Below are 16,359 nucleotides of genomic sequence, written 5' to 3'. Positions count from 1 at the left end.
TCGTTCGCGGCATCGATCTGCTCGGCCACGACGCTAGGCCCCTCGAGCGCGGATCACCGAATCGTGTCCGGAATCCGCTCGATGACGTCCGTCGCGACGACACCGGGCCCCTTGTCTGCGGTCGCGAGTTCGCCGGTCTTCCCGAGAACCCAGGCGGCCAGTTCCGCGGCCTCGTCTCGAGTCATCCCCTGTCCGAGCAACGAGACGGTGATTCCGGCGAGGGTATCTCCCGTTCCGGCGACCGTCAGTGCGGACGTTCCGGTTTCGTTCTGACTCCGTTCACCGCTCGCGACGATCTCGTCGACGGTACCCGTCAGCGCGAGGACGGCTCCGGTCTCGGCTGAAAACGCCTCGAGCGAGCCGTACGTCTCGCGGATCGGGTCGTCTTCGGCTTCGCTGGGTGTGAGGACCGCTCTGGAGAGGTCCGCCTCGAGTGCGGGCTCGATCGCGAGCGCGTCGACAACGATCGGAACGTCCGTCTCGGCGATCGTCGCTTGAACGGCGTCGCGTTCCGCCTCGACGAGCCCGGGTCCGATGACGAGCGCGTCGGCCCAATTCCCGAGCTTTCGGGCTTGCTCGAGCGCGTTTCCGGTGAAGCGCTCGTCCGGGTACCGGCTCACGAGCACGTTCGGCGAGTGGCCGGCGACAATCCCGTAGATTTCCTCGGGAACGAGCGCCCGGACGTGGTCGGATCCCGTTCTGAGCGCCGCCTGTGCGACGAGTGCGGGCTGGTTTGGATACTCAAGCGTTCCGCCGATGATGCCGACGCGACCGTTTTCCGTCCCCGTCCCGCTACTCACACCGGCGAGCGTTTGCTGGAGTCGTCCCATACCGGGTGTTTTCGTCGGCGGGGGTAGGCGTTCGGCAAGCGTGCTCCGGGGAACTCGATGGGGGGAGAAATTCGGGTCGATCGGCGAGTCGGGAGGGTGAGAAACTGCCACTACTGTTCGCGTTGAGTACGCATCCCAGAAAGCCACGATTGGAAGTTATCTTCTCGCTATTCTGTCGATACATATCTTCCACCATCTATGAAAATAACTCCGTAAAACAACGACTTTTTGATCTGAAATCGGTACCTCACAAATATATTATGAAAAATTTTAAGATAATTAATATGAATATTCACCGACCACATAATATTCACTCTCTTTATATGATTTATAATCTCATATATGGAATAATTTTAACTCGCTACCGGAGGAGTCGCTCACAGTCTTTAAACACTTCCAGCAATTTGGTATAAAGAGCTAATGAAACGCCCGACCCGTCAGAAAGAACGTGGTGAGCAGACATCGCATGAAACGACTGAACAAGAGGGCGTTCAGACCTGTCCTGAATGTGATTCGAGTTCACTCGTTCGAAGTGCAGATGAAAGCGAAGTTAGCTGCGAAGACTGCGGGTTGATCCTCGAGGAAGAAACGATCGATCGAGGGCCTGAATGGCGAGCATTCAACCACACCGAGCGCGATAATAAATCTCGTGTTGGAGCCCCAACAACGCAAACGATGCACGATAAGGGCTTGACGACGACGATCGACTGGAAAAACAAGGATGCCTATGGTCGATCTCTGTCTTCAGACAAACGGAGTCAGATGAACCGACTCCGGAAATGGCAAGAGCGCATTCGAACGAAAGATGCAGGTGAGCGGAATCTCCAGTTCGCGCTTTCGGAAACCGATCGAATGGCTTCCGCGTTGGGCGTTCCCCGATCCGTCCGGGAAGTTGCCAGCGTCCTCTATCGACGTGCTCTCGAGGAAGACCTCATTCGAGGACGCTCTATCGAAGGTGTTGCCACGAGTACACTCTACGCGGCCTGTCGAATGGAGGGAATTCCCAGGTCACTCGAAGAAGTTTCGGCGGTCTCTCGTGTTGATCGGAAAGAGATCGGACGCACATATCGATACGTGGCCCAGGAACTCAATCTCGAGATGGAACCCGTCGATCCGAAAAAATACGTCCCGCGATTCTGTTCCGAACTCGATCTCCCTGAGGAGGTACAGGTGAAGGCCAACGAGATTATCGACACCTCAGCCGAGGAGGGGCTGTTGTCTGGTAAATCACCGACCGGCTATGCTGCAGCTGCAATCTATGCCAGTGGACTCCTTTGCAATGAAAAACGGACTCAACGGGAGGTTTCAGATGTCGCCCAGGTAACGGAGGTAACTATTCGAAACCGATATCAGGAACAGATCGAAGCGATGGGTCTCCCGACGTGATTTGACGTCCGCCTCGCCCTGAGGCACAAGGGCTCCCGCGTTGGGATCTCGTAGTTTACGACAGAACGTGTTCTCGCGGTGCAAAGAGAAGTGTACGGCGCGAAGCTACTGGTTCGTTTCAACGAGTTCTGCCTCTCCGTATGTCTCGTCGACAGAAGTGACCCGAACAGTGGCCTGGATAGCCCCAATGTCTTCCTCGAGGAATAGAACGAATCCACTTTCCGTCTTGCAGACGAGTGTTCCATCAGATTTCTCGTCAACGATATCAACGGTAATAACGTCACCTAGCTCTGGTTTTCCACCAAGCGATTCTCCACATCGCCAGCAGTCCGTATCATATTCTGTCGATCCTTCCGGAGCATTATTCGCCCCACATCGTGGCGTTTCACACTTGATGAACGAGTCGTGTTTTCCCGGATGGTAGCGTCCCACATCGACACTGTATCCGCTCGTTCATAAAAACGTGCCGCCACGGTTGATTGGTTCGAGGCCGATGGACAGGATCCAATAGAATTCGTATGACACATCGCCGCAGAGGCAGACCCCTTCGTTTCCGATCGATCAAACGAGAACGCAAGCGTTCAATCAAATGTGATGCGTTCGGAGGGCGGGTACCTCGACCCAGCTAATAGTAAAATATATGCTAGAAAAATTCCGAGATAGTATTGTATATATCTTGGAATACTAATGAGTCCACACTGATTCTCAATTGCGCTTTCTTTGGACATCGATCAACCAATTTATCCGCGTGATTACCGGATGTACCGCCCATAATGACGAAATTCTGGGCCCATACTTCTTATCGATGGCTACAATCATCCGAATATCATTTACGATAAAACTGAGTTCTTATTTCGACTTTACAGACGATTAAGCCCAATAAAGGGCTTTAAACGCTATATTTCTCGATATATCGCTCCACAATTTGTAGGGAGAGAGTTATCGGATGCCAGATCTTATATTGTCTACTCTTCACAATTCTATAATGCATAATGGCTATACCAATCGATTATCAGACAGTATAATAGCGGTACTAAACTGGATGGATCCCGTGACGTATACGTGTCAACGGACTCTCCCTGATGGGGCGCGTACAGTTCCGGCGAGAACGCGTCGACTCGAGGAGGGATTAGTTTGTGGTAAGGAGGATTATAGTCAGCGTGTTGAACCGCGATCTGTGCGTGTGCGACGAACACGATAATACGCTCAACGCGGATGTGAACGGGGCAGAGAACAGCCGTCTCGACTTGAACGAAAGTGACTCCGAGTCTTCGGACAGTTTGGACGATGATAGGAGTACCGGCTGGTTGGCACAGCCCGGAGTCTACCTTCACGACTTGTCCCACGGATTCTTACGGAGACTCAAGGGGGATGTCAATTGGATTGTAGACCGTGCTGGAGCAGATAGTGAGCGATCCGATTCGAAGTCAGCCAGTCGTCAGTCTCGAGGTCGAAGTCCCAGTCACCAGCATTGACGTAGTAGTGTTCGCTCCATGGGTAGACCGTCACACCGGGTACGAGCTGGTTGTGAACCCAGGCGAGGTTAGTTGCGTGTTCCATGAGCTCATCGTCGTCCTGTGCGACCGCCATGGATTCGAGTTCTTCCTCGATGTCGAACGTAACTGCGTCGCCGTCAGGGTTACCGACCTCAGGAACTTCGACTTCTTCCTCGACGATACCGGTACGTTCGGTGAACAGTCCGCGATCAGGGTTGTGAAACTCTTCGTATAAGTCGGCGTAGGGATGATAATCCCGAGCCATACCGTAGTTCAGGTGGACGGTCATGTCGAAATCGAGCGGGTCCATCACTTCAGCGTTCCAGGTTGGGTCTTCCTCCACGTACCAGTCCATATCGATGCCGAATTCGGCGAGATTGTTGTAAATAAGCTCTGAATGTGTGTCGAACCAATCGCTGACCGGGAAGCGGACGGTCCAGACGTCGCCATCGGGTGTGAGCCACTGGTCGCCGTCGTATTCGAAGCCGACCTCTTCGAGCAGTTCCGCGGCAGTGTCGGTATCTTCGGGCGCGTAGTTCGCCATTGCATCGAGTGCGTCTTCCTCGACGAAGTTCTCGACGTAGCCGTAGTCGATACCGGTCGAGTACTCGTCAATCGGCGTCCCGGGCGACGCAACGTCGACGAGGTTTTCCATGTCGATGGCGTAGGCAATCGCCTGACGCACTTCGGGGTAGTCGCGAATGTACTCGTCGTTGGTCCCGTAGATGATCGCGAACGATTGGCCCGAGAACGACACCGGTGGCTCGTCGTACTGGTCCGGAACGCCTTCGATATCGGGGTTGTTGTGCTCCCAGTCGACTTCGCCGGCCTGGACACCCTCTTCGTCCTCGTAAACGCCATGTCGGAGGTAGAAGTCCCAGTCCTGTGCGATCGGATGTTCGGGGTTCGGTACCTGGTCGGCGTACTGTTCGTTCGCATCGACGAAGATGAACGGGCCCGAGAAAATCGTCTGATCCCAACTCGGTTCGAAGCGAAGCACCTCCTCGCGGATGCTCTGCATCTCGTCTTCGTCCTCCGCATCCTCGAACGCCTCAATGAACTGGCCGAACTGCTCTTCGGACACCTGAAGGATCGTTTCGGCCCACTGGTTCATCCAGAGCCCCTCTTCGAGGTCCGTATACTCGTCACGAGGTTCGATGACGAGCGTGTAGTCGTCTTCGGCGTAGATTCCTTCGTCGGGATCGACAAAGTCCTGCATCCCCATTCCCATATACGCACTGAGTCGCATCTCAGTCGCGAAGTCTTGTGCAGTCACGTCGCCGCCTGTCGACCAACCGTAGTCTTCGCTGAGAGACACCACAGTCCGGAGGTCGTCGTCGATTTCCCAGTCTTCGGCGACACGCGGAATGAACTCATCGGTTTCCGTGTTGTAGACGGTGAGATATTCGTTACAGAACTCCTGGCCGCCATCGCCCGCACTCCAGTTCGGGTGGTACGGGTTAAAGAGGTATTCGTCGCTGAAGGGGTTGACGGCACCTGAGGGAACCGCCTGATCGTACTCGTCTTCGTAGTTCTCGTTGAAATCGACATCGCCGACGACGTTCTCGAGGTTGTCGTCACCCAGTAAGTCGCTGGCATCGTCGTCGCCGAAACACCCGGCGAGCGTCGCTACACCCGCTGCCCCCGAAAGGGCCAACAGTTGTCTCCGTAGCAGATATTCCTCGCGGTGATTGCTTGTTGGCATCGAACTAATATGTATTATTATGTAATATAAATGTTCCGGGAGTGCTGCCGGCCGACAGTTCGAGCGACCGACTACTCGATCTACGAATTCACAGTCGTCTGATTGCGTGCTATCAGCGTATACTGGATGACGATGGTCAACCCAGTAGAACTATCGGACCCGCTGATACGGTCCGTAAACGATCGAGATGACCGTCTCCCCTGTCAGAACTAGACGGACGTTAATTCGCAGAGAGTCCGTTCTGTAGGATGTCGTGAACGATGCGGTTGGAGGTGAGCCAGTCGTCGGTTTCGAGATCGAAGTCCCACTCGTCGGCGTTGACCCAGTAGTGTTCGTTCCACGGCATACACGTCACGCCGGAAGAGAGGGAAGCGATAGCGTTTCGGGTTAGAGGAAAACGGTCGTATCGCTCCGAGCGGCCTCGTAGGTCGCTTCGATCGCCCGCATGTCGACGAATCCGTGTTCCGGCGTCGCATGGGGCTCGCGCTGGTCGAGGACGCAATCGGCGAAGTAGTCGAACTCTTCTTCCATCTGATCGACCTGCGGCGTCTCGACGTGGACGGTCGTTTCCCCGGTCGTTACGCTGAGACTGCTTTCCATGTGAAACGCCGGTTCGATCGCGAGCGTGCCCTCAGTGCCGACGATCCGCAGGAAACTATCGAGTTGTGCGCGTTGACTGGCCGTACAACTCGCGTAGATGCCTCCTTCTAACGTCACGTTGAAGGTGGCGACTTCATCGGGGACGTCCGTGAAGTACTCGTGACTCGAGTTCATCATTGCCTGCACGGCGACCGGATCGCGATCAAGGACGAACCGAGCCGTGTTGAGTGGGTAGATCCCGAGATCGGTGACGCTTGCTCCAGAGCCGACGAGTCGGCTGTCCAACCGCCACTGATCTTCGCCCCAGCCGATTATGGATTGTGACATGCTGCCGTGGACGTGGACCGGGTCGCCGATTGCGCCCGCGCGAACGAGTTCCCTGGCTCGTCTGACTGCTGGTTCCGTGTGCATCCGGTACGCGATCATCGCCGTCGCGTCGGTGTCGTCACACGCATTGACGATCGCTTCAGCCGACTCGAGGCTCGCTTCCATCGGTTTCTCACAGAGGATCGATTTCTCGCGTGCGACCGCGCTCTCTACAAACGCGAGGTGGCGCGCGTTGGGCGTGCAGATGTAGACCGCGTCGTAGGCATCGGTCGCGGCGCCGTCGCGTAACTCATCGTACGTGATCCCGCGGTCGATCGACTCGTGATTTTCGACGAACCGTTTGGCCTTTTCTTTCGAACTGCTCGCGGCAACGGTCGCCTTACAGAGCGCCGAGTTTTCGATAGCGGGAATCGCTTTGTCTTCCGTCCACCAGCCGAGACCGACCAGTGCGAACCGGACCGGTCCGTCGCCGTCGTCCGATGCTTGCCAATCTCGATGGGTGAACGAATCGAGGTACGTTCGGAACGCATTCGGTTCCATAGGTCGTGATTTACGTCATGGAGTGATAAATCAGTATAGGAATATACTTCTTGCATCCTCAACCGAGAAGACGGCAAACGTGCCGCACAGCCACAGACGGCCGTTCCGTTGGTTCCACTGTGCGAGGGCGCTGATTGCTAGATCGAGATGATGGAATGATATATATGGTAAAAGCCCAAAGTGATCATTGATGACATACGCCAGTACTGTGTGGTATCTCACCGTGTACGACGGTCGATTGATTGATTCAGGCGGAGGTGACGTCAAAAATGTCAAATGAAGCGATTAGAACGACGGAGGAACCGACTCGAGCGACGGGGGATCCGGTCATCACGGTTCGAGATGCGAACGTTCGATTCGAAATGGAGAAGGGTACCTCGCAGGTGCTCAATAACGTCACTATGGATATCCAGCGAGGGGAGACCCTCGGCGTGGTCGGAGAAAGTGGCAGTGGCAAGTCGATGTTCGCCGACGCGTTGCTCGATGCCGTCGTCGAGCCCGGAATCCTGACGGGCGAAATTATGTACTATCCCGAAGATCGGGAACCGATCGACCTGCTTAACCTCGCTCCGTGGGAACTGCGCGAAGTGCGCTGGGAAGATATCTCGATGGTGTTCCAGGGCGCGATGAGCGCGTTTAACCCCACGATGTCTATCGGCGAGCACTTCGAGGAAACGCTTCAAGCCCACGGCTGGGAAGTCGCCGAGGGACTCGAGCGTGCGAAAGAGCTATTTGAAGACCTTCATCTCGAACCCGAACGAATGCTCTCGTCGTTCCCACACGAGCTCTCCGGTGGGCAAAAACAGCGAGCATTGATCGCGTTGAGCCTGATCTTGGAACCCGAAGTGCTCGTCATGGACGAGCCGACCGCCGCGCTCGATCTATTAATGCAACGGTCGATCCTCAACCTGCTCTATGACATCAAAGACAAGTACGATCTCACGCTCGTATTTATCAGCCACGACTTGCCGATCGTCTCCGGATTCGCCGATCGACTGGCCGTCCTCTACGCCTTCGAGTTCGTCGAAATCGGCGAAGCGAACGAGATTCTCGGCAACTCGGCACATCCGTACACTCGGGCGCTGCTCAAGTCGACGCCGAACTTAGAGATCCCCCTGGAGGAGATGCAGCCGATCGAAGGCGAGAGCCCGGACCCGGTTAGCCATCCTGACGGCTGTTCGTACCATCCGCGCTGTCCACTCGGTGACAATCGTTGCGAGTTCGATGATCCGGAGTTTCGCCCGGTTAACGACGACCACGAAGTCCGCTGTCATTACTGGGAACGAGCAGACGACGCAGTCCCCCTCGCCTTCGGCGGTGATTCCGATGAGTAAGAACGACGATCCGGTCGTTTCGGTTCGCGATCTGCAGATCCACTTCGAAGATTCATCGATGATCAACTCGATGACGCCCGACTGGCTCGGCGACAAACTCGGGCTCGAGGAAGATCCCACTGTCCGGGCCGTCGACAACATCGATCTCGATCTCGGCGAGAACGACGTGCTCGCGTTAGTCGGCGAGAGCGGGAGCGGCAAGACTACGCTCGGTAAAGCGATGGTCGGCCTCATCCGTCCGTCCAATGGGACCGTCGAATACCGGGGCCACGACATCTGGGAGGTTCGTGACGGGGACGACGACATCACGTTCGAAGAAGTCCGCCGATCCCTCCAGATCATCCACCAAGACCCCGCTGCGGCGCTCAACCCCTACCGGTCCGTCCTCGAGAATCTCGAGGTACCGCTCAAGCGCTGGCACCCCCACCTCGACTTCGCCGAGCGACGAAGCCGGATTCATCAGATGCTCGAGCGGACGGGCATCAGCCCACCGGGGGACTACGCGAACCGGTACGTTCACCAACTGTCTGGCGGCGAACAACAGCGCGTTGCACTCATTCGCGCGCTATTGGTTGAGCCCGAAGTGATCCTCGCCGACGAGGCCGTCAGCGCGCTCGACGTCTCACTTCGAATCGGCGTGATGGACCTCTTCCTCGAGATGCAGGATCTGTTCGATACGTCGTTCGTGTTCATCAGCCACGACCTCGCGAACGCCCGCTACCTCGCGGGGAAATCGGGTGGCAAGATCGGTGTGATGTATCTCGGCGAACTCGTGGAAGTGGGGACGGCCGAAGAGATCATCCAGAACCCACAGCACCCCTACACCAAGGTGTTACAGTGGGCGACGCCGGAACTCGATCCGGAACGTGCCGAAGAGTCGATGCGCGAATCACCGCCTGTTCGAAAAATCGACATCCCGGACGCGACCAATCCGCCTTCCGGCTGCCGGTTCCACACCCGCTGTCCCGAAGCCCGAGAGGTCTGCCGGCAGGAGACGCCGGCTTTCTACGAGAGCGACGGCGAGCAACACCACGAGACGAAGTGTTTCCGCAACGAAACCGACCACGAGTACTGGCACAGCGACGAGATTATCGACGATCAGTTCGACGAGTCCGACCCAGAGGAGGAATCGGCGACCGACCAAGCGTCGCCCTGAATCGGTCGCCGATCGCTCGTTTTTGCGTAGAGTGTTCTCGTTTCGAGTCTGGTTGCGGTTCAGGCGACCCGGAATCCACCCTCGACGCCGTATCGATTGGCGACTCGAGTGGAGGTGACGTCGACGACTCAAAACGGCTTCCAGTTCGAGTACAGCGCGATCACCGTTCCGAGGAGCGTGAGCCCGAGGACGATCGCACTGACTTGGCTAATAACGTACGACGGTGTTCCGGGCTCGAGGTGAAGAAATGCCCACCCGAGCACCAGCAACATGGTTACCGACATGGCAAACATCCAGATCCAGATTTGTTGACTGAAACTAGAGGGACGGTTTTGCGAGCGTGTTGGCATTCGTAGGAACGGCTACTGGCTCAATATAGATAAACGTCCGGGAGAGCCGAGAGTGACACCGCATGGATATCGAGATGGTCCTGATCGAGGGAAGCTACCGTCAGTGGCAAACCTGTTTTTTACTCACCGGACCGCATGACTGTCTTCTACCGCATCGGATCGCATGATTGATATAGCGCGAGTGCATCACAAATTGTTATGATAGACGAGTACATGGAGCAGTTCGAGCACCCGTATCTATTCGCACTCATTCCGGCTGCAGTCGTCTTTCTCGCTATGGCAGTGGTGGCCTCGAGCATCGGATCCGACTTCGCGGCGGGGTTCTTAACCCTGTATGCATCAGTGATGCTCGTCCTGTGTGGCCTCGGATACGCCACCCTCCTTCTGTTTGCGTTCAGCACCCAATATCTCCGTCAGTGGCGGATTCGTCGATCCGATTTCGAATAACCAGTTACCGTTCGCAGTTCTCAAGTATACGCCGGAGATCGCTGGAGAACGACGCACTTATCGGTGGCGTACTACCGCTACTCCTCCACTGAATTCGTTCCCCGCGAACAGCAAAGCCGATTCAACAACTGTCGCTGTCAGGGTCCCTGAGGGACGCGCCCCTTCTCGTCCGGAACGCCTGATTTCTCGTGGAAGTACGTACAGAGCGTTTCACACCAACGCTCGGCCTGAACGACCTGTTCGCCCAGTCGTTCGGCGACGTGGCGATACCGCCGGTCGTCGAGGACACCCTCGAGCGATTCCCACTTCGCCCGCAGTTCACGAACGCTCTCGACGCCGTCGTGACAGTTATCATAGAGGGTTTGTACGACGGTTTGTCCGTCCTCGAGTTCGTACTCCCACGGGAGGTGGTGGAAAAAGAGCAGGAGTTCCGTCGGACACGTCTCGACCGAATCGTAGCGCTCGGTGATCGGATCCCGGTACTGGGCGGCGTAGCCGCTTCCCTCCGAGGTCCGATCGACGCCGATGCCGTCCTCGGTCGTACCGATATACTCGGGCCACTCCTCCGGCGCTGGATCGTAGTGGTTCTCGAGGGCGGCTTCGCCGTTGTACATCATGTGCATCAGTCCGATTCCGCCGGTGTGGTAGTCGATGCAGGCGTCCCAGGACTCGAGGAGAATATCGCTAATAGCCTCCACAACGCGCCCGTCGTGGCCGAACGTCTGACGGACCCATTCGTCGGTAATCCTCTCGGTTTCGAGGTCGGGATCCCAGCAGAGTCGCCCGAATCCGTAGAGGTTTGATTGGAGAAGGTGGTTGCCGGTCCAACTCGGATCCTCGCCAACGATACCGACGCCAGCAATGCCCTGGCCGTTGCGCTTCCCAAGGACTTCTTTGACTGGGGTTCCCTCGCCATCCGCGTAGGTATCGAACTCGAGGGCTTCTTTCCACATCGGGACGTGATAGGTGGTGTGGACGCCCTGGCCGGTGTACTCGCCGGTAATCTGAAGCTCACAACCCAGATCGGTTTCGGGCATCGCCCCGAACAGCGTTGAGACGGGCTCTCGTTGCTGGAAGTCGATCGGACCGTTTTTGATCTGGACGGTAACGTTGTCGTGGAATTCCCCGTCGACGTGTTCGAACGCCTCGTAGGCCTGGACGGCGCGGTCGTCGTGCTCGGAATAGACGAACGCGCGCCACCAGACGCGTCCCCCGTGAGGTTCGAGCGCTTCGCCGAGGACGTTTGCTCCCTCCGCGTGGCTCCGGTCGTAGTCGTAGGGACCGGGCTGGCCCTCGGAATCGGCTTTGACGAGGAAGCCGCCGAAGTCCGGAATCACGTCGTAGATTTCGTCGGCCTTGTCTTTCCACCACTGGCGGACGTCGGAATCGAGGGGGTCAGCCGTTTCGAGATCGCCGAGCCGAATCGGCGCGGCGTAGTTGACCGAGAGGTAGATCGTGATACCGTAGCGCCGGAAGACGGAGGCCAGCGCCTCGAGTTTTTCCACGTTCTCGCGTTCGAGGAGTTGCCAGCCGGCGCGTTCGGCGACGGCGTCGTTGGCGGTCGGTCGCGAAGGGATGCCGGTGTTGACGTTGTTCGGGACGACGCCGTTGATGCCGACGGACGCAAGCAAGCGCGCGTAGTCGAAATACCGTTCGCGGAGGCCGGGGAGGCGCTCCCAGTCGAAAATGGACTGTCCGGCGTATCCTCGTTCGACGGAGCGACGGAACGGGTTGTCCCAGTGGTTGATGATCCGGAAGTCGTTCGCGGGTTCCTCGACGATATCGAGGTCGTCGATCGATTCGCCGAGAGCCACGAGGCGTAACAGATGGAAGGTGCCGTAGACGAGTCCGCTGTCGTTCGGAGCCGTGATAACGGTGCAGTCGTGGCCCTCCCACTCGACGGTTCGGATCACGTAGCCGTCTGTCTCGAGACTCCAGACGTCATTCGGATCGATCGTCTCGCTGATCGGTCGCATTTCCTCGGGGTGGCCGACGACGAGGAAGTTCTCGACCGACCGCGGCGGGTGCTGCCAGAGGTGGGGTTCCCGTCCGAGGACTTCCTGGAGACCTTCTCTGAGCTCTGTCCGAACGGCCCCGAGCTCCGGTGCGCCCTCGGAGACATATGCGTGAGAAAGTCGTTCTCTGTACGGTGCGATGTCGGCGTCATCAACGCGCTCGTACCGGAGCCAGCAATCGTCGTACGTGGTGTCGAACATTCGTCTCGATATGTGAGAGAGTTCGATAAAAACGTTCCCCGTCGATGAACGCCACCGATTGCCAGCGTTTCTCCTTCGTGGCGACGACGAATCGGCACAATAACGCCGCTTCATCCGGGACCCAATGACGACGAGACAGCCCGCCTCAGCACTCGGTGGTCAATGTTCCTCGAGAGCACGTTTAACCGCGGTGTAGGCTGTTTTCTCGCCGTAACGGTCGTCGAACAGTAGCGGATCGCCGGTGTAGCGCTCGTCGAAGTCCTTGAAGCTCCGGAGCCAAGAACTCCCGTCGTGAATTCCCCAGGTTACGATCGTATCGCAGCCGACCTCGAGACAGGTCGTTACGACGTCGCGATAGAATTCCGCCTGTGTCTCGAGCGGATCCTCGGGAACGTCGTCGGCGTGGAAGGCGACATCCATTTCGGTGAGTTGGACCTCGAGACCGAGATCCTGAAACCGAGCGATATTCTCCGCGACCGAGTTCGGATCCGGACGATCGCCGAGCATGTGCATCTGGAGGCCGACGCCGTCAATCGGGACGCCATCTTCGAGTAGTCCCTCGAGCAGGTCGTAAATCGCGTCGGATTTGTCGTTGATTTCGTCGGCCCCGTAATCGTTGTAGTAGAGGTCAGCATCGCTGACGTCATCGGCCCACCGGAACGCATCGGCGAGGTACTCCTCGCCCAGCGCGTCGGACCAAACGGTTCGGCGCATCGACCCGTCGTCGGCGACGGCCTCGTTGACGACGTCCCAGGCGTCGATTTTCGAACGGTATCGGCCGGCAACCGTGTGAATGTGATCCCGAAGGAACGTCCGGAGTTGGTCGTCCGTATAGTCCCACGTCTGGAACCAGTCGGGCCTCTGGTTGTGCCAGACGAGGGTGTGTCCGCGAACGAACATGTCGTTTTCGACGCCGAAGTTGACGACCGCATCGGCGTCTTCGAAATCGTAGGCGTGTCGAGACGGCCGCAACGGCCCCATTTTCAGCGCGTTTTCGGGCGTCACTGCGTTGAATTCTCTCGAGGCGGTTTTCCAGTAGCTCGGATCGACCCGTAGCGCGTCGGGGTCGATCGCCCCGCCGATGGTGAATCCCCGTTCGTCGGCAATCTTACGAAGCGTTAACTCGTCGGACATCGACCGAACAGAGGGAGCGAATTACATAAAGCGTAGTGGTCGCGGCAGGTGACGGTGATTGAGGCAGAAGGATTGTATAGCTGGTTTTCAAATGAGCTACCATGAGCACGACTGCGACACAGCGAAAACTCGCCCGCGGGGCAATGATAATCTCCGTGATCATCGGCGTCCTCGGATTGTTGTACTTTACGACCCGCGGAGACCTTGTCACCGGCATCGTGATCGCCCTCCTGTTCTCCGGCGGTGGGTACTGGGAATACAAACGCCGAGTGCGCGACCTCGAGCAGGCTGATCTGGGAGGCGGGCAGGAACGTGACCCGTTCGAGGAACGAGAGCGACGGCGCTGAACGGTCGCCGAACGGCTATTCGCTCTGGAAGAGAACAATCGACCCCTCATAGTGGCGAATCGTCCCGTCGAAATCGCCGATTAGGATGTGGATCAGGTTGTCGACGCCGTCGTCGTCATCAAAGGCTAGACCCTGCACGATCCGCATCTCCTCGGTGATCTTTCCTTAGTACATCTCAGTCCTGGCCGAGACAGTCGAAGCCGACGACGATATCGCCGTTTACCGTTCGACCGGTTAGCATCACAACGTCCTCGAGTCCAGTCTCGCCGCCGTCGAAGTGGACTATCCGCGACCGGTCGCCACGTCCCTGACCCTGGCCGTTACCGCCCGGCAGGTGAACGACCTCGCTGCCGTTACCGTCGCTGACGAGTTCGGGATCACCGAAGCGGACGGTGTCGTACTCGAGGTCGTCGGGATCGAACGTGTCGCCGCCGTGGAGGTGGACCAGTGTTCGGCCGTTACCACCCGCAGAGGCGCAAACATCGATGTCGACGAGGGTCACGCTGATCGTCCGATCGTCTGCGTCCGGGAGCGAAAGGGCCGTCTCGAGGGTGCCGTCCTCGAGGGAGACGGTGAGATCGTACTCGCCGCGGAACGCGGTCGCATCGAACGCGCCGTCGGCGTCCGTTTCCCCAGCTTCCTCGGTCCACCACTCCTCGAAGACGAGGTCGGTGTAGACGTCGGCGGTCGGCTTCGGCTCCCAGTCGGCGTCGAACAGCGGGGCATCGTCCTGCCAGTGTTCGTCGTCCCAAAAGCCCCACATGAGGAAGTCCTCAACCTCGGGGTGGCTGAAAACGGTTTTCAGGAACCAGTGGAAGAACGCCGCTTTGTCCTCCTCGAGCCAGTTCGGATCGGCCATGTCGAACTCGGTGATCCGCAGGGCCGCGCCGTCGCCGGCCGCGGCGTAGCGATCGAGGGTGTCCATGATCTCACCCGGCGTGAGCTGTTCGCCGCGGCTGAAGTGACTCTGCATACCGATTCCCCCGAGATCGACGCCGTCGGCGTCGGCGAGGAACTCGATCTGGCGCTCGTAGTCGTCGCGCGTTCCCTCGTAGGGGCCGGCGAGCGTATTGTAATCGTTGACATCGAGTGCGACACCCTCGGGAGCGGCTTCGGTCGCCGCCTCGTACCACGACTCGAGCATCGGAGCTTCGACGGGATCGACGTTCTCGCCGTCGATCAACTGGGCCATTTCGGGCTCGTGGATCGCCTCGTTGACCACGTCCCAGTGTTCCATGTCGTCGCCGTAGTGATCGATGATAGTCCCAATGTGCTCGAGCGAGCGCTGCTCGACGTAGGCGGCGTCGCCCTCGTCCATCGCGTCCTCCACATCCACCGGAACGGCGTTGGCACTCCGGTTCGCCCAGAGGCACGCGTGGCCGCGAATGTCCAGTCCCTGCTCGAGGACCCAGTCGGTCGCGTCATCGGCAATCTCCCGGTCCTCCTCGAAGAAACGCCACTTGTGGTAATTCTCGAGGACAGTTGCGTTGAATAGCTCCGGAATGTGCTCGCGGTACTGCTCGGCGTCCGAATCGTCCTCCCGCAGTCTGTTGGCGTCAACCGCGGCCCCGAACGTGAACTCGTGTTCTTGCATCTCGATATCGACCGTCGCCCCGTCGACCGGCGTGCCGTCGGCGTCGGTGACCGATACCGTGAGATCGGCGGTTCGGTGTTCCTGAATACGCGCGTCTGCCTCGTCTTCCCAGCCGTCCTCGAGATTGAGTTCGTCGTCCCAGGAGGGGAGTTCGTTGGCGTCGACGCCCTGCGCGAAGTCGAGTAGCGCCAGTCCGCCGATGTCGACAGTCTGGCCCTCGAGGCCGACCCAGAACTCCGTCCACCACTCGCCGGCCTCGCCCGAGGTCTGGAAATCGATTGGGAAGAAATACCGCTCCCACTCCTGACCGGCCGCGATGCCGCCGTTGAGGACCCAGTTGTCCGCTTCGTTGGCCTCGTCCGTCGTCTTGTAAGTCACGTCGGCGGTCGAGCCCCCGGTCCCCGGATTCCGGAGATACGCGACGCCGAGTAGCGTGTCACCGACCGAGACAGACCGATCGCCGACCGTCGCCTGGAAGTTGACGCCCCACGGATCGAGCGACCCGTCCTCGAGTTCGCCCACCTCGATACGGGTCGCTTCGGCGAACGGAACGTCGTCTTCGCTCACGTCGAGCGACGCTCGCTCGCCAAGGTCCTCGTCGTCGCCCGTGAGTTCGTAAGCCTCGAACGTGTCGGCCTCGTTCTCCGCGTAGACGAACTGTCCGGGCGCTATCTCGAGGGCGGAGAGTTCGTCGACCAGACCGGCGTAGTACTCGTCGTCCGGGTCGGGCCACGAGTCGTGGCTGTCGCTGTCTCCGACTTCGTTTGCCCCGACACGCCCGGTTAATCCCGCCACAAACCCGAACGCTCCGAGCGTTCCCAGAAACGGACGACGACTAATCGGGCCGTCGGACGATGGTTGCGCTCGCTTCTCTCGATCGTTGGATTTTGTCATGAC

At 58.3% G+C, this 16,359-nt stretch carries 15 protein-coding genes and 1 pseudogene; 6 read left to right on the top strand and 10 right to left on the bottom strand.

Annotated elements, in window-relative coordinates:
* Nucleotides 1-53: 53 nt before the first annotated feature.
* On the bottom strand, nt 54-830 hold the full coding sequence (locus ACYQ14_RS05965; RefSeq protein ID WP_459885897.1) for an NAD(P)H-hydrate dehydratase: 777 nt from the start codon (nt 828-830) through the stop codon (nt 54-56).
* 420 nt (nt 831-1,250) lie between these two features.
* Here ACYQ14_RS05965 and ACYQ14_RS05960 point away from each other — a divergent pair, with 420 nt between their 5' ends.
* Nucleotides 1,251-2,216, top strand: coding sequence for a transcription initiation factor IIB (locus tag ACYQ14_RS05960; protein ID WP_283834516.1), 966 nt, complete (start codon nt 1,251-1,253; stop codon nt 2,214-2,216).
* Nucleotides 2,217-2,321: 105 nt separating this feature from the next.
* Here the strand turns inward: ACYQ14_RS05960 and ACYQ14_RS05955 are convergent, their stop codons facing one another.
* A complete protein-coding gene (locus ACYQ14_RS05955) occupies nt 2,322-2,648 on the bottom strand; it encodes a TRAM domain-containing protein (RefSeq protein WP_283834515.1) in 327 nt (108 codons plus the stop codon).
* A gap of 700 nt (nt 2,649-3,348) precedes the next feature.
* On the opposite strand from ACYQ14_RS05955, the pseudogene ACYQ14_RS05950 reads away from it, so the two are divergent.
* Nucleotides 3,349-3,577, top strand: a pseudogene (locus ACYQ14_RS05950) (RNA-guided endonuclease InsQ/TnpB family protein); the annotation flags it as partial.
* A gap of 13 nt (nt 3,578-3,590) precedes the next feature.
* Here the strand turns inward: ACYQ14_RS05950 and ACYQ14_RS05945 are convergent.
* From ACYQ14_RS05945 to gfo6, 3 genes are all read right to left on the bottom strand, one after another.
* Nucleotides 3,591-5,417, bottom strand: coding sequence for an ABC transporter substrate-binding protein (locus ACYQ14_RS05945; RefSeq protein WP_459885893.1), 1,827 nt, complete (start codon nt 5,415-5,417; stop codon nt 3,591-3,593).
* Between the two features lie 220 nt (nt 5,418-5,637).
* Entirely contained in the window at nt 5,638-5,763 is a 126-nt protein-coding gene (locus ACYQ14_RS05940) for a hypothetical protein (RefSeq protein ID WP_459885890.1), read from the bottom strand.
* Nucleotides 5,764-5,804: 41 nt separating this feature from the next.
* Nucleotides 5,805-6,884, bottom strand: a complete 1,080-nt coding sequence (gene gfo6, locus ACYQ14_RS05935) for a D-xylose 1-dehydrogenase Gfo6 (protein ID WP_459885887.1) — start codon at nt 6,882-6,884, stop codon at nt 5,805-5,807.
* Nucleotides 6,885-7,153: 269 nt separating this feature from the next.
* Between gfo6 and ACYQ14_RS05930 the strand changes: the two genes are divergently transcribed.
* Together ACYQ14_RS05930 and ACYQ14_RS05925 are read left to right on the top strand one after the other, a co-directional pair.
* Nucleotides 7,154-8,218 (top strand): ABC transporter ATP-binding protein, encoded by a 1,065-nt coding sequence (locus ACYQ14_RS05930; protein ID WP_459885884.1) that lies wholly within the window; start codon nt 7,154-7,156, stop codon nt 8,216-8,218.
* Nucleotides 8,211-9,374, top strand: a complete 1,164-nt coding sequence (locus ACYQ14_RS05925; RefSeq protein WP_459885882.1) for an ABC transporter ATP-binding protein — start codon at nt 8,211-8,213, stop codon at nt 9,372-9,374. The genes ACYQ14_RS05930 and ACYQ14_RS05925 overlap by 8 nt, the downstream gene beginning before the upstream one ends.
* A gap of 128 nt (nt 9,375-9,502) precedes the next feature.
* Here ACYQ14_RS05925 and ACYQ14_RS05920 read toward each other — a convergent pair whose 3' ends face one another.
* Nucleotides 9,503-9,658: a hypothetical protein gene (locus ACYQ14_RS05920; protein ID WP_459885879.1), complete on the bottom strand. Its 156-nt coding sequence runs from the start codon at nt 9,656-9,658 to the stop codon at nt 9,503-9,505.
* Nucleotides 9,659-9,922: 264 nt separating this feature from the next.
* On the opposite strand from ACYQ14_RS05920, the gene ACYQ14_RS05915 reads away from it, so the two are divergent.
* A complete protein-coding gene (locus ACYQ14_RS05915; protein ID WP_459885876.1) occupies nt 9,923-10,171 on the top strand; it encodes a hypothetical protein in 249 nt (82 codons plus the stop codon).
* Nucleotides 10,172-10,308: 137 nt separating this feature from the next.
* On the opposite strand, the gene ACYQ14_RS05910 is transcribed toward ACYQ14_RS05915, so the two are convergent.
* Both ACYQ14_RS05910 and ACYQ14_RS05905 read right to left on the bottom strand, forming a co-directional pair.
* Entirely contained in the window at nt 10,309-12,387 is a 2,079-nt protein-coding gene (locus ACYQ14_RS05910) for an alpha-glucuronidase family glycosyl hydrolase (protein WP_459885873.1), read from the bottom strand.
* Nucleotides 12,388-12,546: 159 nt separating this feature from the next.
* The gene (locus ACYQ14_RS05905) at nt 12,547-13,521 is read right to left on the bottom strand and encodes an endo-1,4-beta-xylanase (RefSeq protein WP_459885870.1); all 975 of its coding nucleotides are present in this window, start codon (nt 13,519-13,521) and stop codon (nt 12,547-12,549) included.
* Between the two features lie 101 nt (nt 13,522-13,622).
* Here ACYQ14_RS05905 and ACYQ14_RS05900 point away from each other — a divergent pair, with 101 nt between their 5' ends.
* The gene (locus ACYQ14_RS05900) at nt 13,623-13,868 is read left to right on the top strand and encodes a hypothetical protein (RefSeq protein ID WP_459885868.1); all 246 of its coding nucleotides are present in this window, start codon (nt 13,623-13,625) and stop codon (nt 13,866-13,868) included.
* Between the two features lie 15 nt (nt 13,869-13,883).
* Here the strand turns inward: ACYQ14_RS05900 and ACYQ14_RS05895 are convergent, their stop codons facing one another.
* Together ACYQ14_RS05895 and ACYQ14_RS05890 are read right to left on the bottom strand one after the other, a co-directional pair.
* Nucleotides 13,884-14,015, bottom strand: a complete 132-nt coding sequence (locus tag ACYQ14_RS05895; protein ID WP_459885865.1) for a hypothetical protein — start codon at nt 14,013-14,015, stop codon at nt 13,884-13,886.
* Nucleotides 14,016-14,043: 28 nt separating this feature from the next.
* Nucleotides 14,044-16,356, bottom strand: coding sequence for an endo-1,4-beta-xylanase (locus ACYQ14_RS05890; RefSeq protein WP_459885862.1), 2,313 nt, complete (start codon nt 16,354-16,356; stop codon nt 14,044-14,046).
* Between the last annotated feature and the right edge of the window lie 3 nt (nt 16,357-16,359).

This window comes from Halostagnicola bangensis (assembly GCF_054653435.1).
The sequence above is the reverse complement of the archived record's forward strand: the minus strand, read 5'-3'. Positions and strand labels throughout refer to the sequence as shown.

Excerpts from the sequence above, each read along its gene's own strand:
- ACYQ14_RS05890 (WP_459885862.1), bottom strand. The coding sequence starts at position 16,356 with ATGACAAAATCCAACGATCGAGAGAAGCGAGCGCAACCATCGTCCGAC.
- ACYQ14_RS05945 (WP_459885893.1), bottom strand. The coding sequence starts at position 5,417 with ATGCCAACAAGCAATCACCGCGAGGAATATCTGCTACGGAGACAACTG.
- ACYQ14_RS05905 (WP_459885870.1), bottom strand. The coding sequence starts at position 13,521 with ATGTCCGACGAGTTAACGCTTCGTAAGATTGCCGACGAACGGGGATTC.
- gfo6 (WP_459885887.1), bottom strand. The coding sequence starts at position 6,884 with ATGGAACCGAATGCGTTCCGAACGTACCTCGATTCGTTCACCCATCGA.
- ACYQ14_RS05940 (WP_459885890.1), bottom strand. The coding sequence starts at position 5,763 with ATGCCGTGGAACGAACACTACTGGGTCAACGCCGACGAGTGGGACTTC.
- ACYQ14_RS05895 (WP_459885865.1), bottom strand. The coding sequence starts at position 14,015 with ATGCGGATCGTGCAGGGTCTAGCCTTTGATGACGACGACGGCGTCGAC.
- ACYQ14_RS05910 (WP_459885873.1), bottom strand. The coding sequence starts at position 12,387 with ATGTTCGACACCACGTACGACGATTGCTGGCTCCGGTACGAGCGCGTT.
- ACYQ14_RS05915 (WP_459885876.1), top strand. The coding sequence starts at position 9,923 with ATGATAGACGAGTACATGGAGCAGTTCGAGCACCCGTATCTATTCGCA.
- ACYQ14_RS05965 (WP_459885897.1), bottom strand. The coding sequence starts at position 830 with ATGGGACGACTCCAGCAAACGCTCGCCGGTGTGAGTAGCGGGACGGGG.
- ACYQ14_RS05900 (WP_459885868.1), top strand. The coding sequence starts at position 13,623 with ATGAGCACGACTGCGACACAGCGAAAACTCGCCCGCGGGGCAATGATA.
- ACYQ14_RS05930 (WP_459885884.1), top strand. The coding sequence starts at position 7,154 with ATGTCAAATGAAGCGATTAGAACGACGGAGGAACCGACTCGAGCGACG.
- ACYQ14_RS05960 (WP_283834516.1), top strand. The coding sequence starts at position 1,251 with ATGAAACGCCCGACCCGTCAGAAAGAACGTGGTGAGCAGACATCGCAT.
- ACYQ14_RS05920 (WP_459885879.1), bottom strand. The coding sequence starts at position 9,658 with ATGTCGGTAACCATGTTGCTGGTGCTCGGGTGGGCATTTCTTCACCTC.
- ACYQ14_RS05925 (WP_459885882.1), top strand. The coding sequence starts at position 8,211 with ATGAGTAAGAACGACGATCCGGTCGTTTCGGTTCGCGATCTGCAGATC.